General features: G+C 63.0%; 23 protein-coding genes (1 of these 23 running past the window's edge). 10 read left to right on the top strand and 13 right to left on the bottom strand.

The genetic code is table 11. From position 1 onward, the window contains the following. Window positions 1–12: 12 nt before the first annotated feature. The 5 genes from AC0L3K_RS28850 to AC0L3K_RS28830 form a co-directional block, all read right to left on the bottom strand. Window positions 13–1,140: an acyl-CoA dehydrogenase family protein gene (locus tag AC0L3K_RS28850; RefSeq protein ID WP_007597244.1), complete on the bottom strand. Its 1,128-nt coding sequence runs from the start codon at window positions 1,138–1,140 to the stop codon at window positions 13–15. 27 nt (window positions 1,141–1,167) lie between these two features. After that, window positions 1,168–3,039 carry an AMP-binding protein gene (locus AC0L3K_RS28845; RefSeq protein WP_354199921.1) on the bottom strand — a complete coding sequence of 624 codons (1,872 nt, stop codon included), beginning with the start codon at window positions 3,037–3,039 and terminating at the stop codon, window positions 1,168–1,170. A gap of 43 nt (window positions 3,040–3,082) precedes the next feature. Further along, complete coding sequence (locus AC0L3K_RS28840; RefSeq protein ID WP_219680401.1) at window positions 3,083–3,889, bottom strand: enoyl-CoA hydratase/isomerase family protein; 807 nt, start codon at window positions 3,887–3,889, stop codon at window positions 3,083–3,085. 187 nt (window positions 3,890–4,076) lie between these two features. After that, complete coding sequence (locus AC0L3K_RS28835; RefSeq protein WP_007615252.1) at window positions 4,077–4,835, bottom strand: SDR family NAD(P)-dependent oxidoreductase; 759 nt, start codon at window positions 4,833–4,835, stop codon at window positions 4,077–4,079. A 66-nt stretch (window positions 4,836–4,901) separates the two neighbouring features. Further along, the gene (locus AC0L3K_RS28830) at window positions 4,902–5,480 is read right to left on the bottom strand and encodes a TetR family transcriptional regulator (protein WP_473367320.1); all 579 of its coding nucleotides are present in this window, start codon (window positions 5,478–5,480) and stop codon (window positions 4,902–4,904) included. A gap of 232 nt (window positions 5,481–5,712) precedes the next feature. Between AC0L3K_RS28830 and AC0L3K_RS28825 the strand changes: the two genes are divergently transcribed. Further along, on the top strand, window positions 5,713–6,885 hold the full coding sequence (locus tag AC0L3K_RS28825) for an acetyl-CoA C-acetyltransferase (RefSeq protein WP_354199923.1): 1,173 nt from the start codon (window positions 5,713–5,715) through the stop codon (window positions 6,883–6,885). 187 nt (window positions 6,886–7,072) lie between these two features. Beyond that, window positions 7,073–8,617, top strand: coding sequence for an acyl-CoA synthetase (locus AC0L3K_RS28820; protein WP_473367319.1), 1,545 nt, complete (start codon window positions 7,073–7,075; stop codon window positions 8,615–8,617). Window positions 8,618–8,634: 17 nt separating this feature from the next. Here AC0L3K_RS28820 and AC0L3K_RS28815 read toward each other — a convergent pair whose 3' ends face one another. Next, entirely contained in the window at window positions 8,635–9,177 is a 543-nt protein-coding gene (locus AC0L3K_RS28815; RefSeq protein ID WP_473367318.1) for a methylated-DNA--[protein]-cysteine S-methyltransferase, read from the bottom strand. A gap of 137 nt (window positions 9,178–9,314) precedes the next feature. On the opposite strand from AC0L3K_RS28815, the gene AC0L3K_RS28810 reads away from it, so the two are divergent. The 6 genes from AC0L3K_RS28810 to AC0L3K_RS28785 all read left to right on the top strand — a co-directional run bounded on the left by AC0L3K_RS28810 (window position 9,315) and on the right by AC0L3K_RS28785 (window position 15,225). Then, entirely contained in the window at window positions 9,315–10,133 is an 819-nt protein-coding gene (locus AC0L3K_RS28810; protein WP_473367317.1) for an alpha/beta fold hydrolase, read from the top strand. 2 nt (window positions 10,134–10,135) lie between these two features. Next, on the top strand, window positions 10,136–10,948 hold the full coding sequence (locus AC0L3K_RS28805) for an alpha/beta fold hydrolase (RefSeq protein ID WP_473367316.1): 813 nt from the start codon (window positions 10,136–10,138) through the stop codon (window positions 10,946–10,948). A 197-nt stretch (window positions 10,949–11,145) separates the two neighbouring features. Continuing rightward, window positions 11,146–11,820 (top strand): GntR family transcriptional regulator, encoded by a 675-nt coding sequence (locus AC0L3K_RS28800; RefSeq protein ID WP_007597265.1) that lies wholly within the window; start codon window positions 11,146–11,148, stop codon window positions 11,818–11,820. 137 nt (window positions 11,821–11,957) lie between these two features. Next, the gene (locus tag AC0L3K_RS28795) at window positions 11,958–12,758 is read left to right on the top strand and encodes a phytanoyl-CoA dioxygenase family protein (RefSeq protein WP_354126821.1); all 801 of its coding nucleotides are present in this window, start codon (window positions 11,958–11,960) and stop codon (window positions 12,756–12,758) included. 137 nt (window positions 12,759–12,895) lie between these two features. Next, complete coding sequence (locus tag AC0L3K_RS28790) at window positions 12,896–14,224, top strand: NAD(P)H-dependent oxidoreductase (RefSeq protein WP_473367315.1); 1,329 nt, start codon at window positions 12,896–12,898, stop codon at window positions 14,222–14,224. Between the two features lie 293 nt (window positions 14,225–14,517). After that, window positions 14,518–15,225, top strand: coding sequence for a hypothetical protein (locus AC0L3K_RS28785; RefSeq protein ID WP_473367314.1), 708 nt, complete (start codon window positions 14,518–14,520; stop codon window positions 15,223–15,225). Window positions 15,226–15,442: 217 nt separating this feature from the next. On the opposite strand, the gene AC0L3K_RS28780 is transcribed toward AC0L3K_RS28785, so the two are convergent. The 5 genes from AC0L3K_RS28780 to AC0L3K_RS28760 all read right to left on the bottom strand — a co-directional run bounded on the left by AC0L3K_RS28780 (window position 15,443) and on the right by AC0L3K_RS28760 (window position 17,698). After that, window positions 15,443–15,889, bottom strand: coding sequence for a GNAT family N-acetyltransferase (locus tag AC0L3K_RS28780; protein ID WP_354126824.1), 447 nt, complete (start codon window positions 15,887–15,889; stop codon window positions 15,443–15,445). Between the two features lie 55 nt (window positions 15,890–15,944). Next, window positions 15,945–16,397 (bottom strand): NUDIX hydrolase, encoded by a 453-nt coding sequence (locus tag AC0L3K_RS28775; protein WP_354126825.1) that lies wholly within the window; start codon window positions 16,395–16,397, stop codon window positions 15,945–15,947. 188 nt (window positions 16,398–16,585) lie between these two features. Then, on the bottom strand, window positions 16,586–16,870 hold the full coding sequence (locus tag AC0L3K_RS28770) for a hypothetical protein (RefSeq protein ID WP_473367313.1): 285 nt from the start codon (window positions 16,868–16,870) through the stop codon (window positions 16,586–16,588). 26 nt (window positions 16,871–16,896) lie between these two features. Then, a complete protein-coding gene (locus tag AC0L3K_RS28765) occupies window positions 16,897–17,310 on the bottom strand; it encodes a hypothetical protein (RefSeq protein ID WP_473367312.1) in 414 nt (137 codons plus the stop codon). A 58-nt stretch (window positions 17,311–17,368) separates the two neighbouring features. After that, entirely contained in the window at window positions 17,369–17,698 is a 330-nt protein-coding gene (locus AC0L3K_RS28760; RefSeq protein ID WP_473367311.1) for a hypothetical protein, read from the bottom strand. A gap of 174 nt (window positions 17,699–17,872) precedes the next feature. Here AC0L3K_RS28760 and AC0L3K_RS28755 point away from each other — a divergent pair, with 174 nt between their 5' ends. Beyond that, window positions 17,873–18,226 (top strand): DUF6984 family protein, encoded by a 354-nt coding sequence (locus AC0L3K_RS28755; protein ID WP_473367310.1) that lies wholly within the window; start codon window positions 17,873–17,875, stop codon window positions 18,224–18,226. Window positions 18,227–18,302: 76 nt separating this feature from the next. Here the strand turns inward: AC0L3K_RS28755 and AC0L3K_RS28750 are convergent, their stop codons facing one another. Continuing rightward, window positions 18,303–19,388, bottom strand: coding sequence for an NAD-dependent epimerase/dehydratase family protein (locus tag AC0L3K_RS28750; protein WP_473367309.1), 1,086 nt, complete (start codon window positions 19,386–19,388; stop codon window positions 18,303–18,305). A gap of 302 nt (window positions 19,389–19,690) precedes the next feature. Here AC0L3K_RS28750 and AC0L3K_RS28745 point away from each other — a divergent pair, with 302 nt between their 5' ends. Continuing rightward, the gene (locus AC0L3K_RS28745; protein WP_219680430.1) at window positions 19,691–20,779 is read left to right on the top strand and encodes a TRAP transporter substrate-binding protein; all 1,089 of its coding nucleotides are present in this window, start codon (window positions 19,691–19,693) and stop codon (window positions 20,777–20,779) included. 255 nt (window positions 20,780–21,034) lie between these two features. On the opposite strand, the gene AC0L3K_RS28740 is transcribed toward AC0L3K_RS28745, so the two are convergent. Next, a protein-coding gene (locus AC0L3K_RS28740) for a hypothetical protein (RefSeq protein ID WP_354199930.1) crosses the window boundary here: on the bottom strand, window positions 21,035–21,233 show its 3' end. 392 nt of this gene lie beyond the right edge of the window; the window shows 199 of its 591 coding nt (coding positions 393–591); the start codon falls outside the window, past its right edge; its stop codon occupies window positions 21,035–21,037.

The raw sequence follows: 21,233 nt of genomic DNA, 5'->3' as shown, positions 1-21,233 counted from the left end.
ATGACGATAACGTCACGCCGCGTTCTTCTTGCGCATACGGTCGATCAACTGGTCTTCCCAATAGGACAGGCTGCCGAGCCCGAGCGCCATGGCGTTGGCACGGCGGTAGTACATGTGGCAGTCGAACTCCCAGGTGAAACCCATGCCGCCGTGAACCTGGATGTTGTTCTTGGCGCAGTGCTGGAACGCCTGCGTCGCGCTGATGCGCGCGGCTGCAGCCGCTTCCGGCAATTCGGATGCATTGGTCGAGAGCGCCCAAGCGCCGTAATAGCTGTTGGAACGTGCCAGCGTCGCCGACACGTACATGTCTGCCAGCATGTGCTTGACGGCCTGGAACGAGCCGATCTGTCGGCCGAAGGCGATGCGGTCGAGCGCGTAGTCGCGGCCCATCTCCAGCGCGCGGTCGGAGCCGCCCACCTGCTCGAACGCGCAGAGCACCGCGGCGCGATCGAGCACTTGAGTCAAGATGCTCCAGCCTTCGCCGGCCGCGCCTAGCGGCTCTGCCTTGCAATCCCTGAAAGTGATCTCGGCCTGTCCGCGGGTCGGATCGAGGTTGGTCAGGCTTTTCACCTCGACGCCGCCGTCCTTGAGATCGACGATGAATAAGGAGATGTCGCCGTCGCGCCCGCTCGATCCCGTGCGTGCCGCGACCACCGCGAAGTCGGCGATCGCGCCATCGGGGACCGGCTTCTTGACACCGTTGAGCACGCCGTTCGCAGCCGTCAGCTTGACGTTCTTCGGCGACGGATTGCCCTTGCCCTCGAACAGCGCCAGCGTTCCGATCGCCTCGCCCGAGGCAATTGCCGGCAACCATTTCTTCTTCTGCGCGTCGCTGCCGGCGATCAGCAGCGCTTCGGCTGCGAGATAGACGGTGGAGGAAAACGGCACCGGTGCGTTCGCCCGGCCCATCTCTTCAGCGATCACGCAAAGTTCGAGATGACCGGCGCCCGCGCCGCCAAAATCCTCGGGAATGGCGACACCGAGAAAACCCATCTCGGCGAGGCTCTTCCACAGCTCCTTGTCGTATGGCGCCTTGCCGTCGAGAACCATGCGCACAGCTTTGGGTGGGCACTTCTCGGTGAGGAATTTGCGCGCCTGATCGCGGAGCTGCTTTTGGTCGTCGGAGAAATCGAAGTTCATGGCGCGTATCCGTGTTGATGATGTCGATTACTTGAGAATGATGACGTCCTGGTCAGGCTTCTCGGCATAAAGCCGCTCCACCAGCCCCGCGCGGCGCTCCAGGCCGGCGCGCTGGTTGATGTAGCCCTTGTCGGTGAGCTCGTTGCCATCGATCGAGGGCGGCTCCGCCATCAGCATGGCGCGGGCGATGATGCGGCTGCTGGCGCCTTCGCACTCGTTGTTGTGAGCCTCCAGCCCGCGCCTGAAGCAAGCGATCACCTCGGGATGCTTCACGGCATCCTCGAAGCTGAGGTCGGGCTTGCCGACGAGTTGGCGGCAGGCATGCAGGTTCGGCCAGGCCAGCAGGCCGATGAAGGCGCGATCCTGCCCCGCGACCAGCGCATCATGCACGACCGGCGTCGCGGCGGCGATCGCATCTGTACGCAGCGAGCCGACATGGACGAAGGTGCCGGTGGTCAGCTTGAAATCCTCGACCACGCGCCCAGCAAAGATGATGCCTTTCACCGGATCGGTTTCGTCGACGAAGACGCCGGCGTCACCGATGCAATAAAAACCTTCCTCGTCGAACATTTTCTTCGTCAGGTCAGGCTGGCCGAAATATCCCGGCGTCACGTTGACGCCGCGCAGACGCAGCTCGTATTTCGAGCCGCAAGGCACCATCTTCAACTCGACGCCGGGGAACGGCAGGCCGATCAGGCCGACGCGGTCGGTGTCCCAATAGGTGCCGGTCGAGGTTGGCGCGGTCTCGGTCGAGCCCCAGCCGGTGTAGAACACGATGCGCTCGCCGGTGGTCTTCACGGCGAGGGCCTGCATGCGGTCGTAGAGATCGTCAGGCAGCCGCGCGCCGCCATAGGCCATGATCGAGAGATTCTTGAAGAAGGAGCGGCACAGCGCCTCGTCCTTCTCCATGGCCGCGGCGAGCGCGGCATAGCCGGCGGGCACGTTGGCGTAATAGGTCGGCGAGATCTCGCGCAGATTGCGCAGCGTCTCATCGAATTGGCCCGGCATCGGCCGGCCGTCATCGATATAGAGCGTGCCGCCATCGACCAGGATCGGGTGGAACGCCGCGTTGCCGCCCATGGTGTGGTTCCAGGGCATCCAATCCAGCATGGTCGAGATCGGACCGCCGGGATCGCGCGGCCGCACCTGCATCATCATCGCCGCATTGGCGCACATCATCGCTTGCGTGTTGACGACGGCCTTGGGCATGCCGGTCGAGCCTGACGTGAACAGCAGCTTGCCGACGGTCTCAGGCGTGATCTTCGCAATCGACGCTTCGACATCGGCAGTCACGGCCGTCGCCGCGAGCTCGGCAAAGCTGACGCTCGCGATACCCTCGCAGGGCCGCAAGACGTGAACGACGGTGACGCCTGTGAGATCGAGCGCTTTCAGCGCCTTCTCGAAGGTCGGGCCGTCCTGCACCATCACCACGCCCGGCTTGATCAGGTCGAACAAATATTTCAGCTTGACGTGATCATGGCTCATCAAGGAGTAGGCCGGCGAGACCGGCGCGGCCGGGACGCGCGCCTGCATCGCCGCCTGCGTCATCAGCGCGTGCTCGATCGAATTGCCGGAGAGGATCGTGACCGGGCGACCGTCGAGCGCAAGGTTAAGCAGGCCTTGCGTCAGCGCATCCACGGTGCGCTTGGCCTTCCCATAGGACACCTTACGCCATTCGCGGTTAGGGCCGCCGCGCTGGGCAAGCCAGATCCGCTCGGGCGCTTCCTTCGCCCATTTTGCCAGCGAAGCCGGGATATGCTTCTCGTAGGTCTGCAGCGGGATGCGCGACTTCAGCACCACCGTGCCGTCGTCGCGGCGCTCGACATCGATGTCGCGCGCAAGCCACTTGACCTTGCGAAAGGCGGGCTTCGTCATCACCGCCGCCGCGCTTCCACTCATTGTGCGTCTCCCGGAATTTCTCGTCCTTTACGGATCTTCATTGTCAGCGCCTGATATAGACAGGCTTTCGCTTCTCAAGGAAGGCCCTGATGCCTTCCGAAAACTCCTCGGAGCGGCTGCACAGGACCTGGTTGCGATCCTCCATCGCGATCACGGCTTCCAGCGATCCGGCATCGACGCTCATGTTGAGACATTCCTTGGACAGGCGTAAGCCCACGGGCGAGGCCGTGATCATCGCGTCGACATAGGGTTCGGCGGCATCATCGAGCTTGTCCTCCTCGACGACCTCGGAGACCAGCCCGACCGCGAGCGCCCGTTCGGCGCCGATGAAGCGCCCTGTGAGAATCAGCTCCGAGGCCACGGAGACACCGACCAGGCGCGGTAGGAAATAGCTGGTGCCGATGTCGCAGCCGCCAAGGCCGAGCTTGATGAAAGCGCAGTTCATCCGCGCCGATCTCGTCGCGATGCGAATGTCGGAGGCGAGCGCCAGCGCAAAGCCGCCGCCGGCCGCCGCGCCCTGTACCAGCGCGAGGATCGGCTGCGGACAGCGCCGCATCAGCATCACGATGTCGGCGATGCGCCGCTGCGAGTCCAGCGACTCCGTGACACCGGGCGGCTCCTGCTGGCCGGCACGACGCGCCATCGCCGCCTTGAGATCGAGCCCTGCGCAAAAATTCTTGCCGGCGCCCTTCAGCACCACGACGCGCGTGTCGCGGTTGCGCTGAAGGCCCTGGAAGTAGACATTGAGCGCGTCGATCAGCGCAGGATCGAGCGCGTTGAGGTGTTCGGGACGATTGAGCGTCACGGTGTCGACGCCGTCGTTGTGCTCGATCAGCAGCGGTTGGGACATGAGGCGCCTCGTGCTTGCCGCCATTCGCGGTGCCGATTGCTGCGCCCTCTCCCCTTGTGGGAGAGGGCATGTACGCTGTGAGCTCGGAATTCGCCTGGGTGAGGGGTCTGTCTCCGTGGATAGAGACCCCTCATCCGGCGCGCTACGCGCGCCACCTTCTCCCACAAGGGGAGAAGGAAAAAGAGCCCTAACGCGGCGCCATGCGGATCGCGCCGTCGAGGCGAATTGTCTCGCCATTGAGCATCGGGTTCTCGACGATGTGCACGGCGAGCGAGCCGTATTCATTGGCGTCGCCGAGTCGCGCGGGATGCGGCACCTGGGCACCGAGGCTCTTGCGGGCCTCTTCGTTCAAGCCCATCAGCAGCGGCGTCAGGAACAGGCCGGGCGCGATGGTGTTGACGCGGATCTTCTGGCTCGCTAGATCGCGCGCCGCCGGCAGGGTAAGGCCAACGACACCGCCCTTCGACGCCGCATAAGCGATCTGGCCGATCTGGCCTTCGTAAGCCGCGACCGACGCCGTGTTGACGATGACGCCGCGCTCTTCACCGACCGGCTCGATCGTGACGAGGCGCTCGGCGAACAGACGCAGGCAGTTGAAGGTGCCGATCAAATTGACGTTGATGATGCGCGCGAATTTTTCCAGCGGGTAGACGCCGTCGCGGCCGACGATGCGCTGCGATCCGCCGATGCCGGCGCAGTTCATCAGCACGCGCGCGACGCCGTGCGCGGCTTCCGCCTTGGCGATCGCCGCCTTGATCTGCTCCTCGCTGGTGACATCGGCGTGGAGCGCGATGCCCTTCACTTCGGCGGCGACCTTCTCAGCGTTTTCCTTACTCTGGTCGATCACGCCGATCTTGGCGCCCTTGGCGGCCATGGCGCGGGCGGTCGCGGCACCAAGGCCCGACCCGCCGCCGGTGATAAGAACGGCTACGTCTTTCAACTGCATCGCAAATACCTTTCCTCTACCTTTTCCTTGGGCGTTTCTTCTCTAGACTTCTGCGTTCTGGCCAGATTATCCGGCCGCGGCAGCTTCCTCGATATTCGTGAGGATGCCGCCGCAGATCAGCGTTTCCATGTGCTTGATGTATTGCCGGCAGACGTCGTCGGTGACCGGGCCGACGCCGGTCGCGCGCGACATCGCGTGCCGGCCGAAGAACAAATGATCGCAGGCGCCGATCAGGCTGGTGTAGAACAGCACCGGATCGGTGGCGCGGAATTCGCCGCGGCTGACGCCTTCGGCGAGCAGGCGGCGATGGAAATCCAGCAGCGGCGCGACGAAGAATTTCGAGACTTCGTCCGCGGAGCCCGCGACGCTCTCGTGCAACAGATAGTGGATCAGCCGGTTCATGTAGGGAAACCGGTGATAAGCGCGGATGATGCCGCCGATGTGCAGCTTCAGCTTCGCGGTCGGCGTGATCGACTGAGCCAGCAGATATTCGAGATTGGACAGTTCCGTCCCCGCGTCGCGCTCGAGCAGCGCCAACAGCAGGCCGTCCTTGTTGCCGAAGTGATATTTGACCAGCGCGGCGTTGGCGCCGGACTTCTGGGCGATGTCGCTCAGCGAAATCTCGATCGAGGAGCGTTCGATCATCAGCTCGCTCGCGGCCACGAGCAATTTCTCTGCCGTGGAATTCTTTCCGCTGGGGAGCCTGTTCGGTACGCTGGTAGTCACGGAGATCCCCGATTTAGCGCGAGAGCCGCCGCAGATAAGCCCAAGCAGCGCCTCTCCACAAGAGTTAATTGATCGATTGACTAAACGACCAGTCGCCCCTTAAATCCGCCCCGACAACCAACCATTCAGAATAATCCAGGGAGAAACCGACATGGCCGAGGCTTACATCGTCGCCGCTGCGCGTACCGCCGGTGGGCGCAAGGGGGGCCGCCTCGCCGGATGGCATCCGGCCGATCTCGCCGCGAAGGTGCTGGACGAGCTGGTCGACCGCACCAAGGTCGATCCTGCGCTGGTCGAGGACGTGATCATGGGCTGCGTCATGCAGGTCGGCGAGCAGTCCAACAACGTCGCGCGCAACGCGATCATGGCCTCGAAGCTGCCGGAGAGCGTGCCGGGCACCTCGATCGACCGCCAATGCGGCTCCTCGCAGCAGGCGCTGCACTTCGCAGCCCAGGCCGTGATGTCCGGCGCGATGGACGTGGTGATCGCCGCCGGCGTGGAATCGATGACGCGCGTACCGATGGGCCTGTCGTCGCAGCTTCCCGCCAAGAACGGCTTTGGCAATTACAAGAGCCCGGGTATCGAGCACCGTTATCCGAACATCGTGTTCAGCCAGTTCACCGGCGCCGAGATGATGGCCGAGAAGTACGGCCTCTCCAAGGATGAGCTCGACGAGTACTCCTACAACAGCCATCAGCGCGCGATCGCGGCAACCCAGGCCGGCCACTTCAAGAAGGAGATCGTGCCGCTCGAGATCACCCGCGCCGACGGCTCCAAGGACACCCACCACATCGACGAGGGCATCCGCTTCGACGCCACGCTCGACGGCATCAAGGGCGTCAAGCTGATCGCCGAGAACGGCAAGCTCTCCGCGGCCAGCGCCAGCCAGATCTGCGATGGCGCCTCCGGCGTGATGGTGGTGAACGAGCGTGGCCTGAAGCAGCTTGGCCTGAAGCCGCTGGCGCGCGTCCACCACATGACCATGATGGGCGGCGATCCCGTGATCATGCTCGATGCTCCGCTGCACGCCACCAAGCGCGCGCTGGAAAAGGCCGGCATGACGATCGACGATATCGACCTGTTCGAAGTCAACGAGGCCTTTGCTTCGGTACCGACGGGGTGGTTGAAGACCACCGGCGCCGATCCGGAACGTCTCAACGTCAATGGCGGCGCCATCGCGCTCGGCCATCCGCTCGGCTGCTCCGGCACCAAGCTGATGACGACGCTGGTGCATGCCCTGCATCAGCGTGGCAAGCGCTATGGCCTGCAGACCATGTGCGAAGGCGGCGGCATGGCGAATGTGACGATCGTGGAGCGTCTGTAAGCCGCTGCGTCGCTAATGGTGTCGTCCCGGCCTAGTGCGCAATTGCGCACGGGGGCCGGGACCCATAACCACAGGAGCCTGTCGTTATGCCCGGCTGGGGCGACATCGTGTTTCAACACTTGGGATGGGTGGCTATGGATCCCGGCGTTCGCCGGGATGGCACCGTTTATGTTGCGAGATCTCGGCGATGACTCACCCCTCCATCTACGCCCGCGCCACACCCGACAAGATCGCCTATCAGATGGCCGGGACCGGCAAGGCGATCACCTATCGTGAGCTCGACGAGCTTTCGAACCAGGGGGCGCACCTGTTCCGCTCGCTCGGGCTGAAGGCCGGCGACCACATCGCGCTGCTGATGGAGAACCGCCTCGCCTTCATGGAGATCTGCTGGGCGGCGCAACGCAGCGGGCTCTATTACACCGCGATCAGCCGCTATTTGAAGCAGGACGAGATCGACTACATCATCGCCGATTGCGGCGCCAAGGTCGTGATCACGACGCCGAAATGCGCCGACCAAATCAAGGCTCTGATCAAGGGTGCGCCCGGCGAGCCGGCCTTCTACATGATGGACGAGCCACTGTCAGGCTTCCGCTCCTACGACAAGGAAGCGGCCGCCCAGCCGACAACGCCGATCGCCGACGAGGTCGCCGGCTATGACATGCTGTATTCGTCCGGCACCACCGGCCGACCCAAGGGCATCAAAAAGGCGTTCGAGGGCAAGCCGATCGACGAGCCGAACGCGCTTCTGCGCGTGCTCAGCGCCAACATGTGCGGCATGAATGCCGAGACTATTTATCTCTCACCGGCACCGCTCTATCATGCCGCTCCCTTGCGCTTCAACATGATGGCGATCGTGCTCGGCGGCACCTCCATCATCATGGAGCACTTTGACGCCGAAGATTTCCTGAGGCTGGTCGAAAAATACAAGGTCACACAGTCACAACTCGTGCCGACCATGTTCGTGCGCATGCTGAAGCTGCCGGACGAGGTCCGCAACCGCTACGACGTCTCGACGCTGAAGGGCGCGATCCACGCCGCCGCGCCCTGCCCGGTCGAGGTCAAGGCCAAGATGATCGAATGGTGGGGGCCGATCCTGATCGAGTATTACGCGGGCTCCGAAGGCAACGGTGTCACCGTCTGCAACTCGAAGGAATGGCTGGAGCACCGCGGCAGCGTCGGCCGCGCCGTGGTCGGCAAAATCAAGATTCTGGACGAGAACGACGGGGAGCAACCGACGGGCGAGATTGGCACGGTCTATTTCGCCGATGCGCCTGTGTTCACCTATCACAACGATCCCGAGAAAACGAAGAAGGCCTACAACGCAAAGGGCTGGTCGACGCTCGGCGACGTCGGTTATCTCGATAAGGACGGCTTTCTCTTTCTCACCGACCGCAAGTCTTACATGATCATCTCCGGCGGCGTGAACATCTACCCGCAGGAGACCGAGGACGTGCTCATCACCCACCCTGAGGTCGCCGACGTCGCCGTGTTCGGTGTGCCGAACGAGGATATGGGCGAAGAGGTCAAGGCCGTGGTGCAGCCGCACGATCCCAAGCGCGCCGGCAGCGAGCTCGAGGCCGACCTGATCGCCTACTGCAAGAGCCGCCTCTCGACGATCAAATGCCCGCGCTCGATCGATTTCGAAGCCGAGCTGCCGCGGACGCCGACCGGCAAGCTGGTGAAGCGGCATTTGCGCGACAAATATTGGCCGAAGGCGGCGGCGAAGATTTAGCCCGCGGCGGCATCGCCTCAATCGAACAAGCTCGGCGTGTGGTTCACCAGCGCGCCTTCGATCTCGAGCATCTTCAGCTTCGTCACCACGCCGCCATTCGCGGAGAAGCCGCCGGGCTTGTTGCCGGCCGCCAGCACGCGATGGCAGGGCACGACGATCGGGCACGGGTTGCGGCCGAGCGCCTGGCCGACGTCACGCGACAGCTCGACGCCGCCGAGCTGCCTGGCGATGTCGCCATAGGTGATGGTCTTGCCTGGCGGAATGGTGCGGGCGATGGCGTAGACGCCGCGGTTGAAGTCGGGCACGCCGTCGAGATCGAGCGGAATGTCGGTGAGGTCATCCGGCTCGCCCGCGAGCAGTTTTGTGATGCGGTCGATCGCCTGCTGCACTTCGGCGGTCGGCTCGGCTTCGCTGGCATCGGCATGGCGCTGGCTGATGCGGGTGCGGATCTTCTGCTCACCGCCCATCGGCAGTTGCGTGCCGTTGATGCCGCGCGGACCCCAGGCAATGGCGCAAAGGCCGATCTTGCTGTCGAACAGGGCAAAATGCTGGTCGGTCATGGTTCGGTCCCTGGCTTGCGTTCCCTTGCATGCCCCCATTGTGATCTGAGCCCAAATCTAGGCTTGGAAATAGTTGCGATCCACCCGGTTTCCGGGAATCTTGCACAGGAGTTCCGCCTCCCTTTCGCGAGCCCGCAATGCAAAGCCTCCACGTCAACGGATACGACATGCCCTATCTGGACGTGGGCGAAGACCGAGGCCGGCCGCCGCTGGTCTGCGTGCATGGTTCGCTCAACGACTTCCGTGTCTGGGGCTGCGTGCTCGGGCCGCTCTCCCAGCGGCACCGGTTGATCTGCGTCAGCCTGCGGCATTTCTTCCCGGCGCGATGGGATGGCGTCGGCGACACCTATTCGATCGCCCAGCATGTCGACGACGTCATCGCCTTCATTGAGGAACTCGACCTTGGCCCGATCGATTTGATGGGCCATTCCCGCGGCGGGCACATCTGCTTCCGCGTGGCGCAGCGGCGGCCGGAGCTGCTCCGGCGGTTGGTGCTGGCCGAGCCAGGCGGCGAGCTCGATGCGAGCCTCGACCCCGATTATGCCGGCGACCCCTCGCCACTGCTGGCGCGGTTCACGGCCTCGGCCGAGAAGATCGCGGCCGGCGACATCGACGGCGGCCTTGCCGTCTTCGTCGACACGCTGGAAGGGCCCGGCACCTGGCCGCGGCTGCCGGCGCTGGTGAAGCAGAATCTGCGCGACAACGCCTTCACGCTGATCGGCCAGGTCCGCGACAACCGCCCGCCGTTCTCGAAGGCGGACGCGGAGTCCATCAGGATGCCGACGCTATTCATCCTGGGCGCGCGGACCAAGGGCCTGCTGCCGAAAGTGCTGCATGCGCTGGCGGCGCATGTGCCGTATTCCAGGACAGCGGTCATCCCGAACGCGACGCACCCGATGTTCGAGCAGGCGCCGCAGAAATACTCCGAAGTGGTGCTGGATTTTCTGGCGGGCTGATCATGCAGACATTTCGCGTCAATGGTTACGACATGGCCTATCTCGAAGTCGGCGAGGGCCATCCGCTGGTCTGCGTGCACGGCACGCTCGGCGATTTCCGCACCTGGTATCCAGTGCTCGGCCCGCTGTCGAAATCGCATCGCGTGATCTCGGTCAGCCTGCGGCATTTCTTTCCCGAGCATTGGGACGCCGTCGGCGACGATTACAAGATGGCCCAGCACGTCGCTGACGTGATCGCTTTCGTCGAGCAGGTCAAACCCGCGCCGGTCGATTTGATGGGCCATTCGCGCGGCGGCCACATCGCGTTTCGCGTGGCACAGTCGCGGCCGGATCTGTTGCGCAAACTGGTGCTGGCCGAACCCGGCGGCGATCTCGACGCGAGCCTGCCGGTGCCTGCGGGCACGCCTGCGCATCCGCCGCTGGCCGCGCGCACGGCGCGCTCGGTCGAGATGATTCGCGCCGGTGACATCGAGGGCGCGCTGCAGAACTTCTACGAAGGCATCGAAGGCGACGGCTCATGGCGGCGCGTGCCGGCGGCGGCCAAGCAGCAATTGCGCGACAACGCGATCACCTTGCTCGGCCAGATCAACGAGCAGCGCAGGCCCTACACGCTCGCGGATGCGCAAGCGATCACGACCCCGACGCTCCTGATCGGCGGCGGCGCGACGACGGGGAGCCTGTCGGTGATGTGGCGCGTGCTGGCCGAGCACATCGCGGGGGCGAAGACGGCCGTGATCCCCAATGCCGGGCACTGGATGTTCGAGCAGGCGCCGCTGGAGTTCGGCGCGGCGATGAAAGCGTTCCTGGCGGAGTAGGTGCCTCACCCCTCTTTTTCTTTTTCCTCGAAAACAACCCCATGCACAGTAGCCGACCCTAGCAATATCAAGGGCTTGGCGAAGCGCAAAAAACGAGGTCGGACGCCCCCTTGGCCGCGCTTGACGCCCTCGCCCTCGCGCCGTACGTTTGAATACGGAATTCCGTATTCCCTGTTGCCGTTCTGGGAGCTGCCGGCGTGATCCCCCTCGACCCGCTTCCGAACTTGATCGACCAGGTCTATGCGCGGATCCTGGAGGCGATCTCCGACCGCACGCTGCAGCCCGGCCAGCGCATCCGGCAGAACGAGCTCGCCGACAGGCTCGGCGTGTCGCGCCAGCCGGTGTCGCATGCGCTACACCTGCTGCACCGGCAGGGGCTCGTCGCGGAAAGCGGCCGGCGCGGTTTTGAAGTCACCCAGCTCGATCCCGCACGCATCCGCCAGCTCTACGAGGTGCGCGGAGCCATCGATGCCCTGGCGGCGCGGCTTGCCGGCGAGCGCGCCGCAAGCGATGCGGCGGGACGCGCGCGGCTGGAGGCGGCGCTCGCCGCCGGACGCGGGATCGACGGCAAGACCGCGCTCGCCGAGCTGATTGCGCTCGACGTCGCGTTTCATCGCGCGATCTATCGGCTCGCCGGCAATCCCGTGATCGAGGAGACGATCACGCCGCAATGGCCGCATATGCGCCGCTCGATGGCGACGGTGCTGTCCGAACTCGACTATCGCGGCAGCGCCTGGGCCGAGCATGCCGACATTGCCGGACACATTCTCGCGGGCGACGCGAAGGCGGCCGAGCGTGCGGCGCTTGCGCACGCGCAAACGGCGGGACGAATGACCGAAGAGCGATTGAGGGCGACGGAAGAGGCGGCGTAACCGCACACGCTGTCGTTCCGGGGCGATGCGCAGCATCGAGCCCGGAATCCATCGGACGGCCTATGCTGCGGAGATTCCGGGTTCGCGACTTCGTCGCGCTCCGGAATGACAAGAAACAAACCAAAGGAGGACGCGCCATGAAACTGTCCCAGGAGCAATTGGAGTTCTTCCACCGCGAGGGCTGGCTGTTCCTGCCGGAATTGTTCAGCCCGGAGGAGGTCGATCTCCTCGCGCGCGAGGCGGTTGCCATCTATGACGCGAACCGGCCGGAAGTCTGGCGCGAGAAGAGCGGCGCGCCGCGCACCGCCTTTGCCGCGCATCTCTACAACGAGGCGTTCGGCATTCTGGGTGCGCATCCGCGCATGATCGACCCGGTCGAGCAATTGTTCGGCGAGCCCGTCTACATGCACCAGTTCAAGATCAACGCAAAATCCGCCTTCACCGGCGACGTCTGGCAATGGCACCAGGATTACGGCACCTGGAAGCGCGACGACGGCATGCCCGAGCCGCGCGCGATGAACATCGCGATCTTCCTCGACGAGGTGATGCCGATCAACGGCCCGCTGATGCTGGTGCCGCAGAGCCAGAACGCCGGCGACCTCAAGGCCTCGCACGACCTCGCGACGACTTCGTATCCGCTGTGGACGCTGGACGAGGAGACCGTGACGCGGCTGGTCAAGCAGGGCGGCATCGTGGCGCCGACGGGAAAGCCGGGCGGCATGCTGATGTTCCACGGCAATCTCGTGCATGGCTCGGCCGGCAACATCACGCCCTACCCGCGCAAGATCGTGTACCTGACGCTGAACGCGGTTTCGAACTACATCCGAACCCCGACAAGGCCGGAGTACATTGCGCATCGCGACTTCGCGCCGATCCAGACGGTGGAGGACGACGCGCTGCTACGGCTCGCCCGTGCGCCGCGGCAGGCGGCGGAGTAAGCGTCATTCCGGGGCGGCGCGTAGCGTCGAACCCGGAATCCATCGGGCCGCAGAGTTGGTGGATGAATGGATTCCGGGCTCGCGCTTCGCGCGCCCCGGAATGACGAGCTTCAATCGTTGCGCTTAGGACAAGCCCCATGAACCTCTTCCGCCTCCTCCAGGCTCGCGCTTCCGCCGGCAAGCCCGTCCGTGTGGCGCTGATCGGCGCCGGCAAATTCGGCTCGATGTTCCTGGCGCAGGTGCCGCACACGCCAGGGCTGGAGGTCCCCATCATCGTCGACATCAATCGCGACCGTGCGCGCGAGGCCTGCCGCACCGTCGGCTGGGACGCGGCGCGGATCGCCGCCACCGTCTTCACCGATGACGGCGCGCGCGCCATTGCGGGCGGCGCGATGGACGTGGTGGTGGAGGCGACCGGCAATCCAGCCGTCGGCATCAGGCACGCGCGTGCCGCGATCGCGGCCGGCAAGCATATCGTGATGGTCAATGTCGAGGCCGACGTGCTGGCGGGTCCGCTGCTCGCCGAGGAAGCCCGCAAGGCCGGCGTGGTCTATTCGCTCGCCTATGGCGACCAGCCGGCGCTGACCGCGGAGATGGTGGATTGGGCCCGCGCCACCGGCTTTCACGTGGTCGCCGCCGGCAAAGGGACAAAATATCTGCCGGCCTATCACGACGTGACGCCGGATGGCGTCTGGCAGCATTACGGGTTGAGCGCGGGCGAGGCGCAATCGGCCGGGATGAATCCGCAGATGTTCAACTCCTTCCTCGACGGCACCAAGTCGGCGATCGAGATGGCCTCGATCGCCAATGCCTGCGGACTCGACGTGCCTGCGGAGGGCCTGCTGTTTCCACCCTGCGGCGTCGACGACCTGCCGCACATCATGCGGCCGCGCAGCAGGGGCGGCGTGCTGGAGCGGTCGGGCGTCGTGGAGGTGGTCTCCTCGCTCGAGCGCGACGGAAGGCCGGTGTTTCGCGATCTGCGCTGGGGCGTTTACGTCGTGCTGGAGGCGCCGAACGACTACGCCGCCGACTGCTTCAGGCAATACGGCCTCAAGACCGACGGCAGCGGACGGTACGCGGCGATGTACAAGCCCTATCATTTGATCGGCCTCGAGCTGAACATCTCCGTGCTGTCGGCTGCGTTGCGGGGCGAGCCGACCGGGCAACCCCATGGTTTCCGCGGCGACGTCGCTTCCGTGGCCAAACGCAATCTGCGCGCCGGCGAGATGCTGGACGGCGAAGGCGGCTACACGGTATGGGGCAAGCTGTTGCCGGCGACCGCGAGCCTCAAGGCCGGCGCGCTGCCGATCGGGCTGGCGCACCGACTGAAGCTGAAGCACGACGTCGCCCACGGCGAGATCGTGCGCTGGAGCGACGTCGAGTTCGACGCGGGCAACGAGACGGTCAGGACGCGGCGGGCGATGGAGGCGGCCTTCGCAAGCGCAGATCAGGCCGCGCACTCATAGATCGAGATTCATTGGTGCGGCCTGAGCGATGTCCGCTGGCCGACGCTTTGCGGACTCAAGCTGACCATCGATTCAGGTCAGCTATGGGCCACAAGCCGACATTCAAACCTGCTCCGTTTGCTCGCTAACTCGCTGAGGCGAGAGTCCCCCGAAGCGACCTTGTCGAGGTATGAATCCATGTTTACGGAGCCGCACAGCCGAAGTTAACCAGTTAGACAATCTCTGGTGGTACCAGATCCCTATAGATCGTCCGACTCAAGCGAGTGACGCTTGATCGCAGCGCGAGGCGTTCGGTGACGCAGGCAAGGTGGCGAAGCTATCTCCGCATCGTCGCGATAGGGCTGGTGGCTATCGCTGTTGCGGGTTGTTCTAAGAGCTATCGGTACAAGCTGACAGTTGCGGTCAATACGCCGGACGGCGTCAAGCACGCTTCGAGCGTCGTTGAGGTGTTGGTGGAGAATGTCGTCTTTCCTGAGCGCGGCACTTTTAGCAATTTGCGCGGCGAAGCCCTTTACCTCGATCTAGGCTCAGGCGCGAGGCCCTTGGTCGCGCTGCTGACAAACCAAATTCGCGGGTACTATGGCTGGACCCGTTATGCAGGACCGAACCTTGAGTTCGTGTGCGAGCTTTATAACATGGCGCCGCCGACGAACATCATGGATGCCGTGGCCACAATCGCCCGCCAGCGCGGCCCGCGCAAGATTGACTCGGGACGACTGCCCGATCTCGTTACTTTCGCCGACGTCAATAATCCTGGGTCGGTCATCCAGGTCAATCCGGACAACTTGCGGGCAACGCTAGGTCCGGGCGTGAGCTGGAATGAAATCACGCTAGAGGTGACTGATGAGCCCATTACAACGGGCATCAAGTCTCGGTTGCCCTGGTTATCTGCCTATCGTGGCAAGAGACTGGACGGCCGTACAGATCATGGCAAAAACACTCTCGCGAATACCCTGACCATCGCCGACTTTGCTCAGCCCAGAGACATAGAGAAAGACTAGCGTTCTGGTTCTCCGGCAGCCGAACCGGTTCTGACTGAGCGTTGATCGTCACTCAGGACAGTTATCGAAGTCCGTTCCGGGTCAATTGCGGCGGCGTCCCGCTGAGCGACCGACTTCCGGTCCTCGCCTGCGTCCGGACATGTCGCTGCACTCGCGACTGGCGCGACGGGCCAATTCCCGACACGTCCCCAAGGAACATCGGAGGGCCAATCGACACCTACCGCCGCACTTCGAAGTAAGTCTTGCCGCCTCGTTCGAATCCTGCTCGCTCGTAGAAGCGCAGGGTCGCCTCACGCTTGGACCCCGTCGCCAAGTGGACCTTATAGCAATCGGCCTGCGATGCGATCTCAAGCGCATAGGTGAGAACCCGTCGCCCGAGCCCTGATTTGCGATGGTCGGTGTGGGTGACTACATTTTCAATGACGCCATATGATCGGCCGCCCCGAGACAGATTGGGCACAATTGCGAGCGTGCACGACGATAGAAGCTGTTCACCTGCTTGCGCCACGATCACAGTCATAAACCCCGATGAAAGCAGATTGGACCAGACGCGCTCAGCCGTAGCTGGCGCCAGTGGGGGTTCCTGCGGATGGAGATGCCCGTAAAGGTTCAGAACCTGATGCAGGTCGCGTTCTGTTGCGTGACGGACAATAGCATCTTTCATGTAGTGATCTCTTGCAAAGCAAGTCGCAGTTGCGGAGCAAATTGCAACGACAATCTCACATTGGAGGCCGCACTGTCTCCAGAACTTTGAGAGCCTCCACCACCGAATTGTAGATTAACTGGTCATCCGGCTTGCGGTTCTCTTTGAGCTTCTCCACGTTCGCGCGATCAACCCAGAGAGTCTCTGACACTTTGCCGGTTTCCAGAGCTGGTTTTGTGAGGTCCCCGTCGACGGTCACGATGAACTGTCGTTCTTCATAGGGTGTCGGCCCATAGCTCCAATACTTAGGTGTTAGCTCAAGAACGATGTTCTTAAGGTGCCAGCCTGTCTCCTCATGTATTTCGCGGCGCAGAGCAGAAAGAACGTGCTCGTCGTCTTTGACGTGCCCGCCGATCAAGTCCCAACACCTGGGAAACAACTCACGCGTCGATGAGCGCCTTTGCACAAAGACGCGTCCTCGACCATCAACGACCATCGCGTCCGCAATAAGCTGCCTTCTTAGTAACATTTCGTCGGTCTCGGAGTGCGGTAAAGATTAGCCTTTGCGGCGCCCACTTGAGGCCCATGCCGTAGCTTCAAGGGGCGATTTTGATCCGCCCGTCCGAGCTCCGCAACGGGTCCACAAGCGGTCCTCCACCGGCGGCGCGCGGCAGGTCAGCTAGGGCCAATACGGACATCAACAGGATGTTTCCAGAGTCATGGCTGCTTGTCGTGGGGCAATCCAACAATAACGCCAAGGAACCAGCCGCCAAAGAAGGACACAACAAGCATGAGGAGATAGGTCGTTGCGAAGGGACCGACCTCCTGCTTGCCTTGAATACGATCAAACTCTAGTAGCACCAGCGCAAAGCCTGCCGCGCAGAATGCGGGCAGAAATGCCGCAAGCCTTCCCTGAGGGTTCCGTGATAGAGCCGTGGATCGACGATACGATATCACGGCACTCAAGACGACCACGATCAGGCAGGCGGTGAGGAGGTACATGGGCGCCTTAACCGTCTGGGATATGTCTAGCCACTGGTCTGACGCGCGGCGCCGTGCTGCTCATGCATCGAACCATTCAGCCAAAGTCCATAGCCGACGGCGATATGAAAGACAGCGTATGCGAGCGCATTTTCAATAACGAGGGACGCAGGCCCTCCCTCGGTGAGGAAAGCTTTCTCGGCAAACCAAATAGAATAGTACGCGAAATATGCGCCAGCGAACCCGCGCCAAAACGTACCGGGAAGAAAATCAATCTTGAATGCCATCAGCACGAGACCGCTGGTCGCAAGCACCTCAATTACAAGGTCGACCATCTGCACCGCATTGAACATCCCAACGTCGCCGATCCCGTAAGACGCGAGCAAGACAGCGAAGAATGCAAAAAGCTTCCAACCCACGTAGACCTCCGACTTTGCTTGCGCTGCCAAGGTAGAGATCATCAGTAAAGTCATCGCTTCCAGGCTTAGTTGAGCTTAGGTTACGACGGTAGCTCAAAGCTTAAGAAAAAAAGTAGATTTCGGGATCGGCCTTGAGGTCGGAGGCGATCGACGCAAACGGAAGAGCGGCCAGATCGCGAACGACAAAACAATCCACCAAGCCGAGGAGGCATAGCCCAAACCAAAGATGATGCGCACCTTGGCTGACCGACCCCAGAAAGCATCTTGCGCCTGTCGGTGGACATAGCGCGTTGGAAAGACGAACCAGCCAGGTTGCTGGCGTCCAAACGATCAAGAAAAACGGCCGTATCACTTCGTGACTAAAAGCACCTGCTGCTATCATCGCTAAGGCGCAGAGCAGTCCGACCAGCAAGTGCAAAATCAGTCGCATTCGTGTTGGCAACCTCGGTCTCGGTCTAAGGAGGATAGCAAGAACGAGACTATATCCCCTACGATCAAAGCTGCTATTGCACTTTGACCGGAATACGTCAGCCATGAGCCGGAACGGACATCGCGAGCGCGGCGTGATATAAGCCAACGCAAGCCAGCCGCTACGAGAAAGAAGATGCCACGCCCACTCACCCCCAAAGAGCGTGATTTGGTTGCCTTTATTCTAGGTCAGCATTCACCCTTGCAGGACCATTTTGGCCTCGTCGAGGACATGAACGACGGTGGGATGGGTAGCCTTCTCTTTGTCGGTGCGGCAGACCGGCTTTTCGGCCGATGTATTGGCGAAGCGGAATTCGAGGATGCCGATGGAGTGCTGGTGTCGGTCGCGCTGAACCTCGATCAGCGCGACGAGCTGTTTGAGCTTGATCTTTGGAAAGTCGATTTTTCGCCGCTACAGAGGATCGCCGCCATAGGTGATGTCCGACCCTCACGGTGGTGGCCACGGAAGCTCAGAACCAGCCAGACTTGAAGCCGTTCGAACTGGCTCGGCCAGAGGACCGCTCCCGATCTGGCAAACACCCAGGAATATCGGCTTTGGTTCTCCGTCAGGGAAGCAGCCGCTCTTGCTTCGCCTGCCTGAACCACTTCCGGAACATGTCCTCGGTATCCATCATCTCGGTGAAGCCGGCGCGGTTGATCTTCACGGTCGAGACGATCGAGGGCGGACCGGATTCGGCGTGGCCGTAGCGCAGGCTGTAATCGGCGTATTGGAACGAGAGGCCGACGAATTCGGCCAACGCAGGCGATGCAAGGTCGTGCTTGCGGCGCAACGCGTCCCAGGGAGCGACCCAGCTCGGGAATTCCCTCGCGAGCGACAGCGGGACCGGCTTGCCCGGCTTCATCTCCAGCGCATCGGCGACCGCAGGCCAGATGTTCTCCCAGGTAAAGACGTCGCCATTGGTCACGTTGAAGGCCTCGTTGCGCGCGGCCTCGGCCTCGCCCGACCAGGCGATGGCGCGGGCGAGGAGATCGACATCGACGGCCTGCCCCACCTGCGCGGCGCCGCCGGGGTAGTCGAGCGGCCTGCCCTGCTCGCGCAGGATCGCGGCATAGACGCCGAGCGGCGGAATCAAATCCATGGCGCCGCCCATGGCGAGGCCGACGATCAGCACCGGCCGCAGGATGCTCCAATGCCAAGCCTTGCCGGCTTGGAGGTCGCGCAAGAAGTTTTCCTGCGCCCAGTAGAAGTTGGGCTGCTCATACATTTCGGAGCGGCCTTCGCGGGCCGGCACTGTCAGGGGGCGAACGTGGACACCGTAGGCCTTGGTGCCCTGCAACAGGGCGACATGCCTGAGGCCGGGTGCCACCGGCTCGAGCGCACCCATCAAATTGCGCAGCATCAGATCGTTGGTGTTGATCTGCTGCGGGTCGCGCCAGCCGTCGACGAGCTGCGGCGCCTCGTAGAGCGCGGCGTAGATCAGATGCGTCGCGCCGCTCAGTTCCGAGGCGGCGCGGCCGCAATCCGCTGCGCTGGTCAGGTCGATCGGGACATGACGGGCGCCGTAGCGGTCGCGCGGCCTCCGCCGGGACAGGGCAATGACATCGCACCCGCTCGAGATGCCGAAGTGTCGCAACGCGGCATTGCCGACGAGACCGCTCGCTCCGGCGACCACGATCGTTTTGCCCGTCATGCGCGAGCCTCCCTGGTTTTTGCGCGACGGAATAGCAGATCGCGTGCCAGCCCGACTTGCGTCAGGCTGGCGTTCGCACCTGCGAGGCGCCCATGAGGCTTGAGACATGAGACTTGATTCCGGCGAAGCGCCCGGTCATCCTCGCTCGCGGAACCGCAACGATCGGAATTCCATCTACGAGTGCCCGCAAGGGCCGTTCGGAAACGCCACAACGTCTCAACAGAAAACGTCGAGCGTCGACGAAGACAAGACGACCTAAGATCGTTCCCTGGTCGAAGCATCGACTTAGCGGAGGGAAGCGCATGGAACGTCGTAAATTCCTGACGGCAGGCGGATTGGGCTTGGCCGCAAGTGCCGTCGCTGCGCCGGCGATCGCGCAGTCGATGCCCGAGATCAAATGGCGATATGCCGCGAGCTGGCCCAAGGCGCTGGATACGCTCTACGGCGGCTGCGAATATTTCGCCAAGCGCGTTGCCGAGATCACCGACAATCGTTTCCAGATCCAGCCATTCGCCGCCGGCGAAATCGTGCCGGGTCTGCAGGTGCTCGACGCCGTCGCAAACGGCACGGTCGAGATGGGCAACACCGCGCTGTACTACTATTGGGGCAAGAACCCCGCTTTCACGTTCGGCACGTCGCTGCCGTTCGGCTTGAACACGCGGCAGCACATTTCGTGGCTGCAGTGGGGCGGTGGCCAGGACCTGATCAACAATCTGCTGAAGGAATACAACACCATCGGCATTCCGACCGGGTCGACCGGCGCGCAGATGGGCGGCTGGTTCCGGAAGGAGATCAAGTCGATCGACGATCTCAAGGGACTGAAATTCCGGGTCGGCGGTTTTGCCGGCACGATCATCGCCAAGGTCGGCGGCGTGCCGCAGCAGATCGCGGCGGGCGATATCTATCCCGCGCTGGAGAAGGGCACGCTCGATGCCGCCGAATGGGTCGGGCCCTATGACGACGAGAAGCTCGGCTTCGTGAAGGTCGCGAAGTACTATTACTATCCCGGTTGGTGGGAAGGCACCGGCCAGGGTCACAACATCATCAATCTCGACAAGTGGAACACGCTGCCGAAGCACTATCAGGCCGCGGTCGACGCCGCGTCGCGCGATACCTTCACCTGGGTGACCGGCAAATACGATTACGTCAATCCGCCGGCGCTGAAGCGTCTGCTGGTGGCCGGCGCGATCCTGAAGCCGTTCCCGCAGGAAGTGCTGGAAAGCTGCTATGGCGCGGCCAACGAGATCTACGCCGATCTCGCCAAGACCAATCCGCATTTCGGCAAGATGTATGCGAGCCTGACTGGTTTCCGCAGCGAATCGCTGGCCTGGATGCAGGTCGCCGAGCTGAGCTTCGACAGTTTCATGATGCGGATGCGGACGCGAACGTGAGACGCTGAGCAAGGCGTGAGGTCAGAAACGACGAAAGCCCCGGAGATGTCTCCGGGGCTTTTTGTTGCAGCGATGATGGCGATTACGGAGCGAAGCGAGTTGGGCTCTCGTGCCCCGGACGCAACGCAGCGTCTCTTCGACGATGCATTGCAGAGCCGGGGCCCATGCCGATGACGATCCCGTGGCCTCTGGGTCCCGGCTCTGCGCAGCAACGCTTCCGCGTTGCAGCGCGTCCGGGACAAGAGAGTTGCGTCCTCAATTCTGATCGTCACCCAGGGCTGCGACCAGCTTGTCGTAGTACTTGCCGACGACATCGATGTTGGCCTTGTTCTCGATCTGCGGCGCCGGCGTCTTCAGCGCTTCGTTGAGCTCGTCGAGCGCTTCCTTCTTGTCCTTGGCCGGCATCTTCTTGTCGGCCTGGACCTGCGCGATCTGCGCCTTGATCACGGCTTCG

It is taken from the genome of Bradyrhizobium sp. MI1.10 (assembly GCF_055811035.1).
The sequence above is the reverse complement of the archived record's forward strand: the minus strand, read 5'-3'. Positions and strand labels throughout refer to the sequence as shown.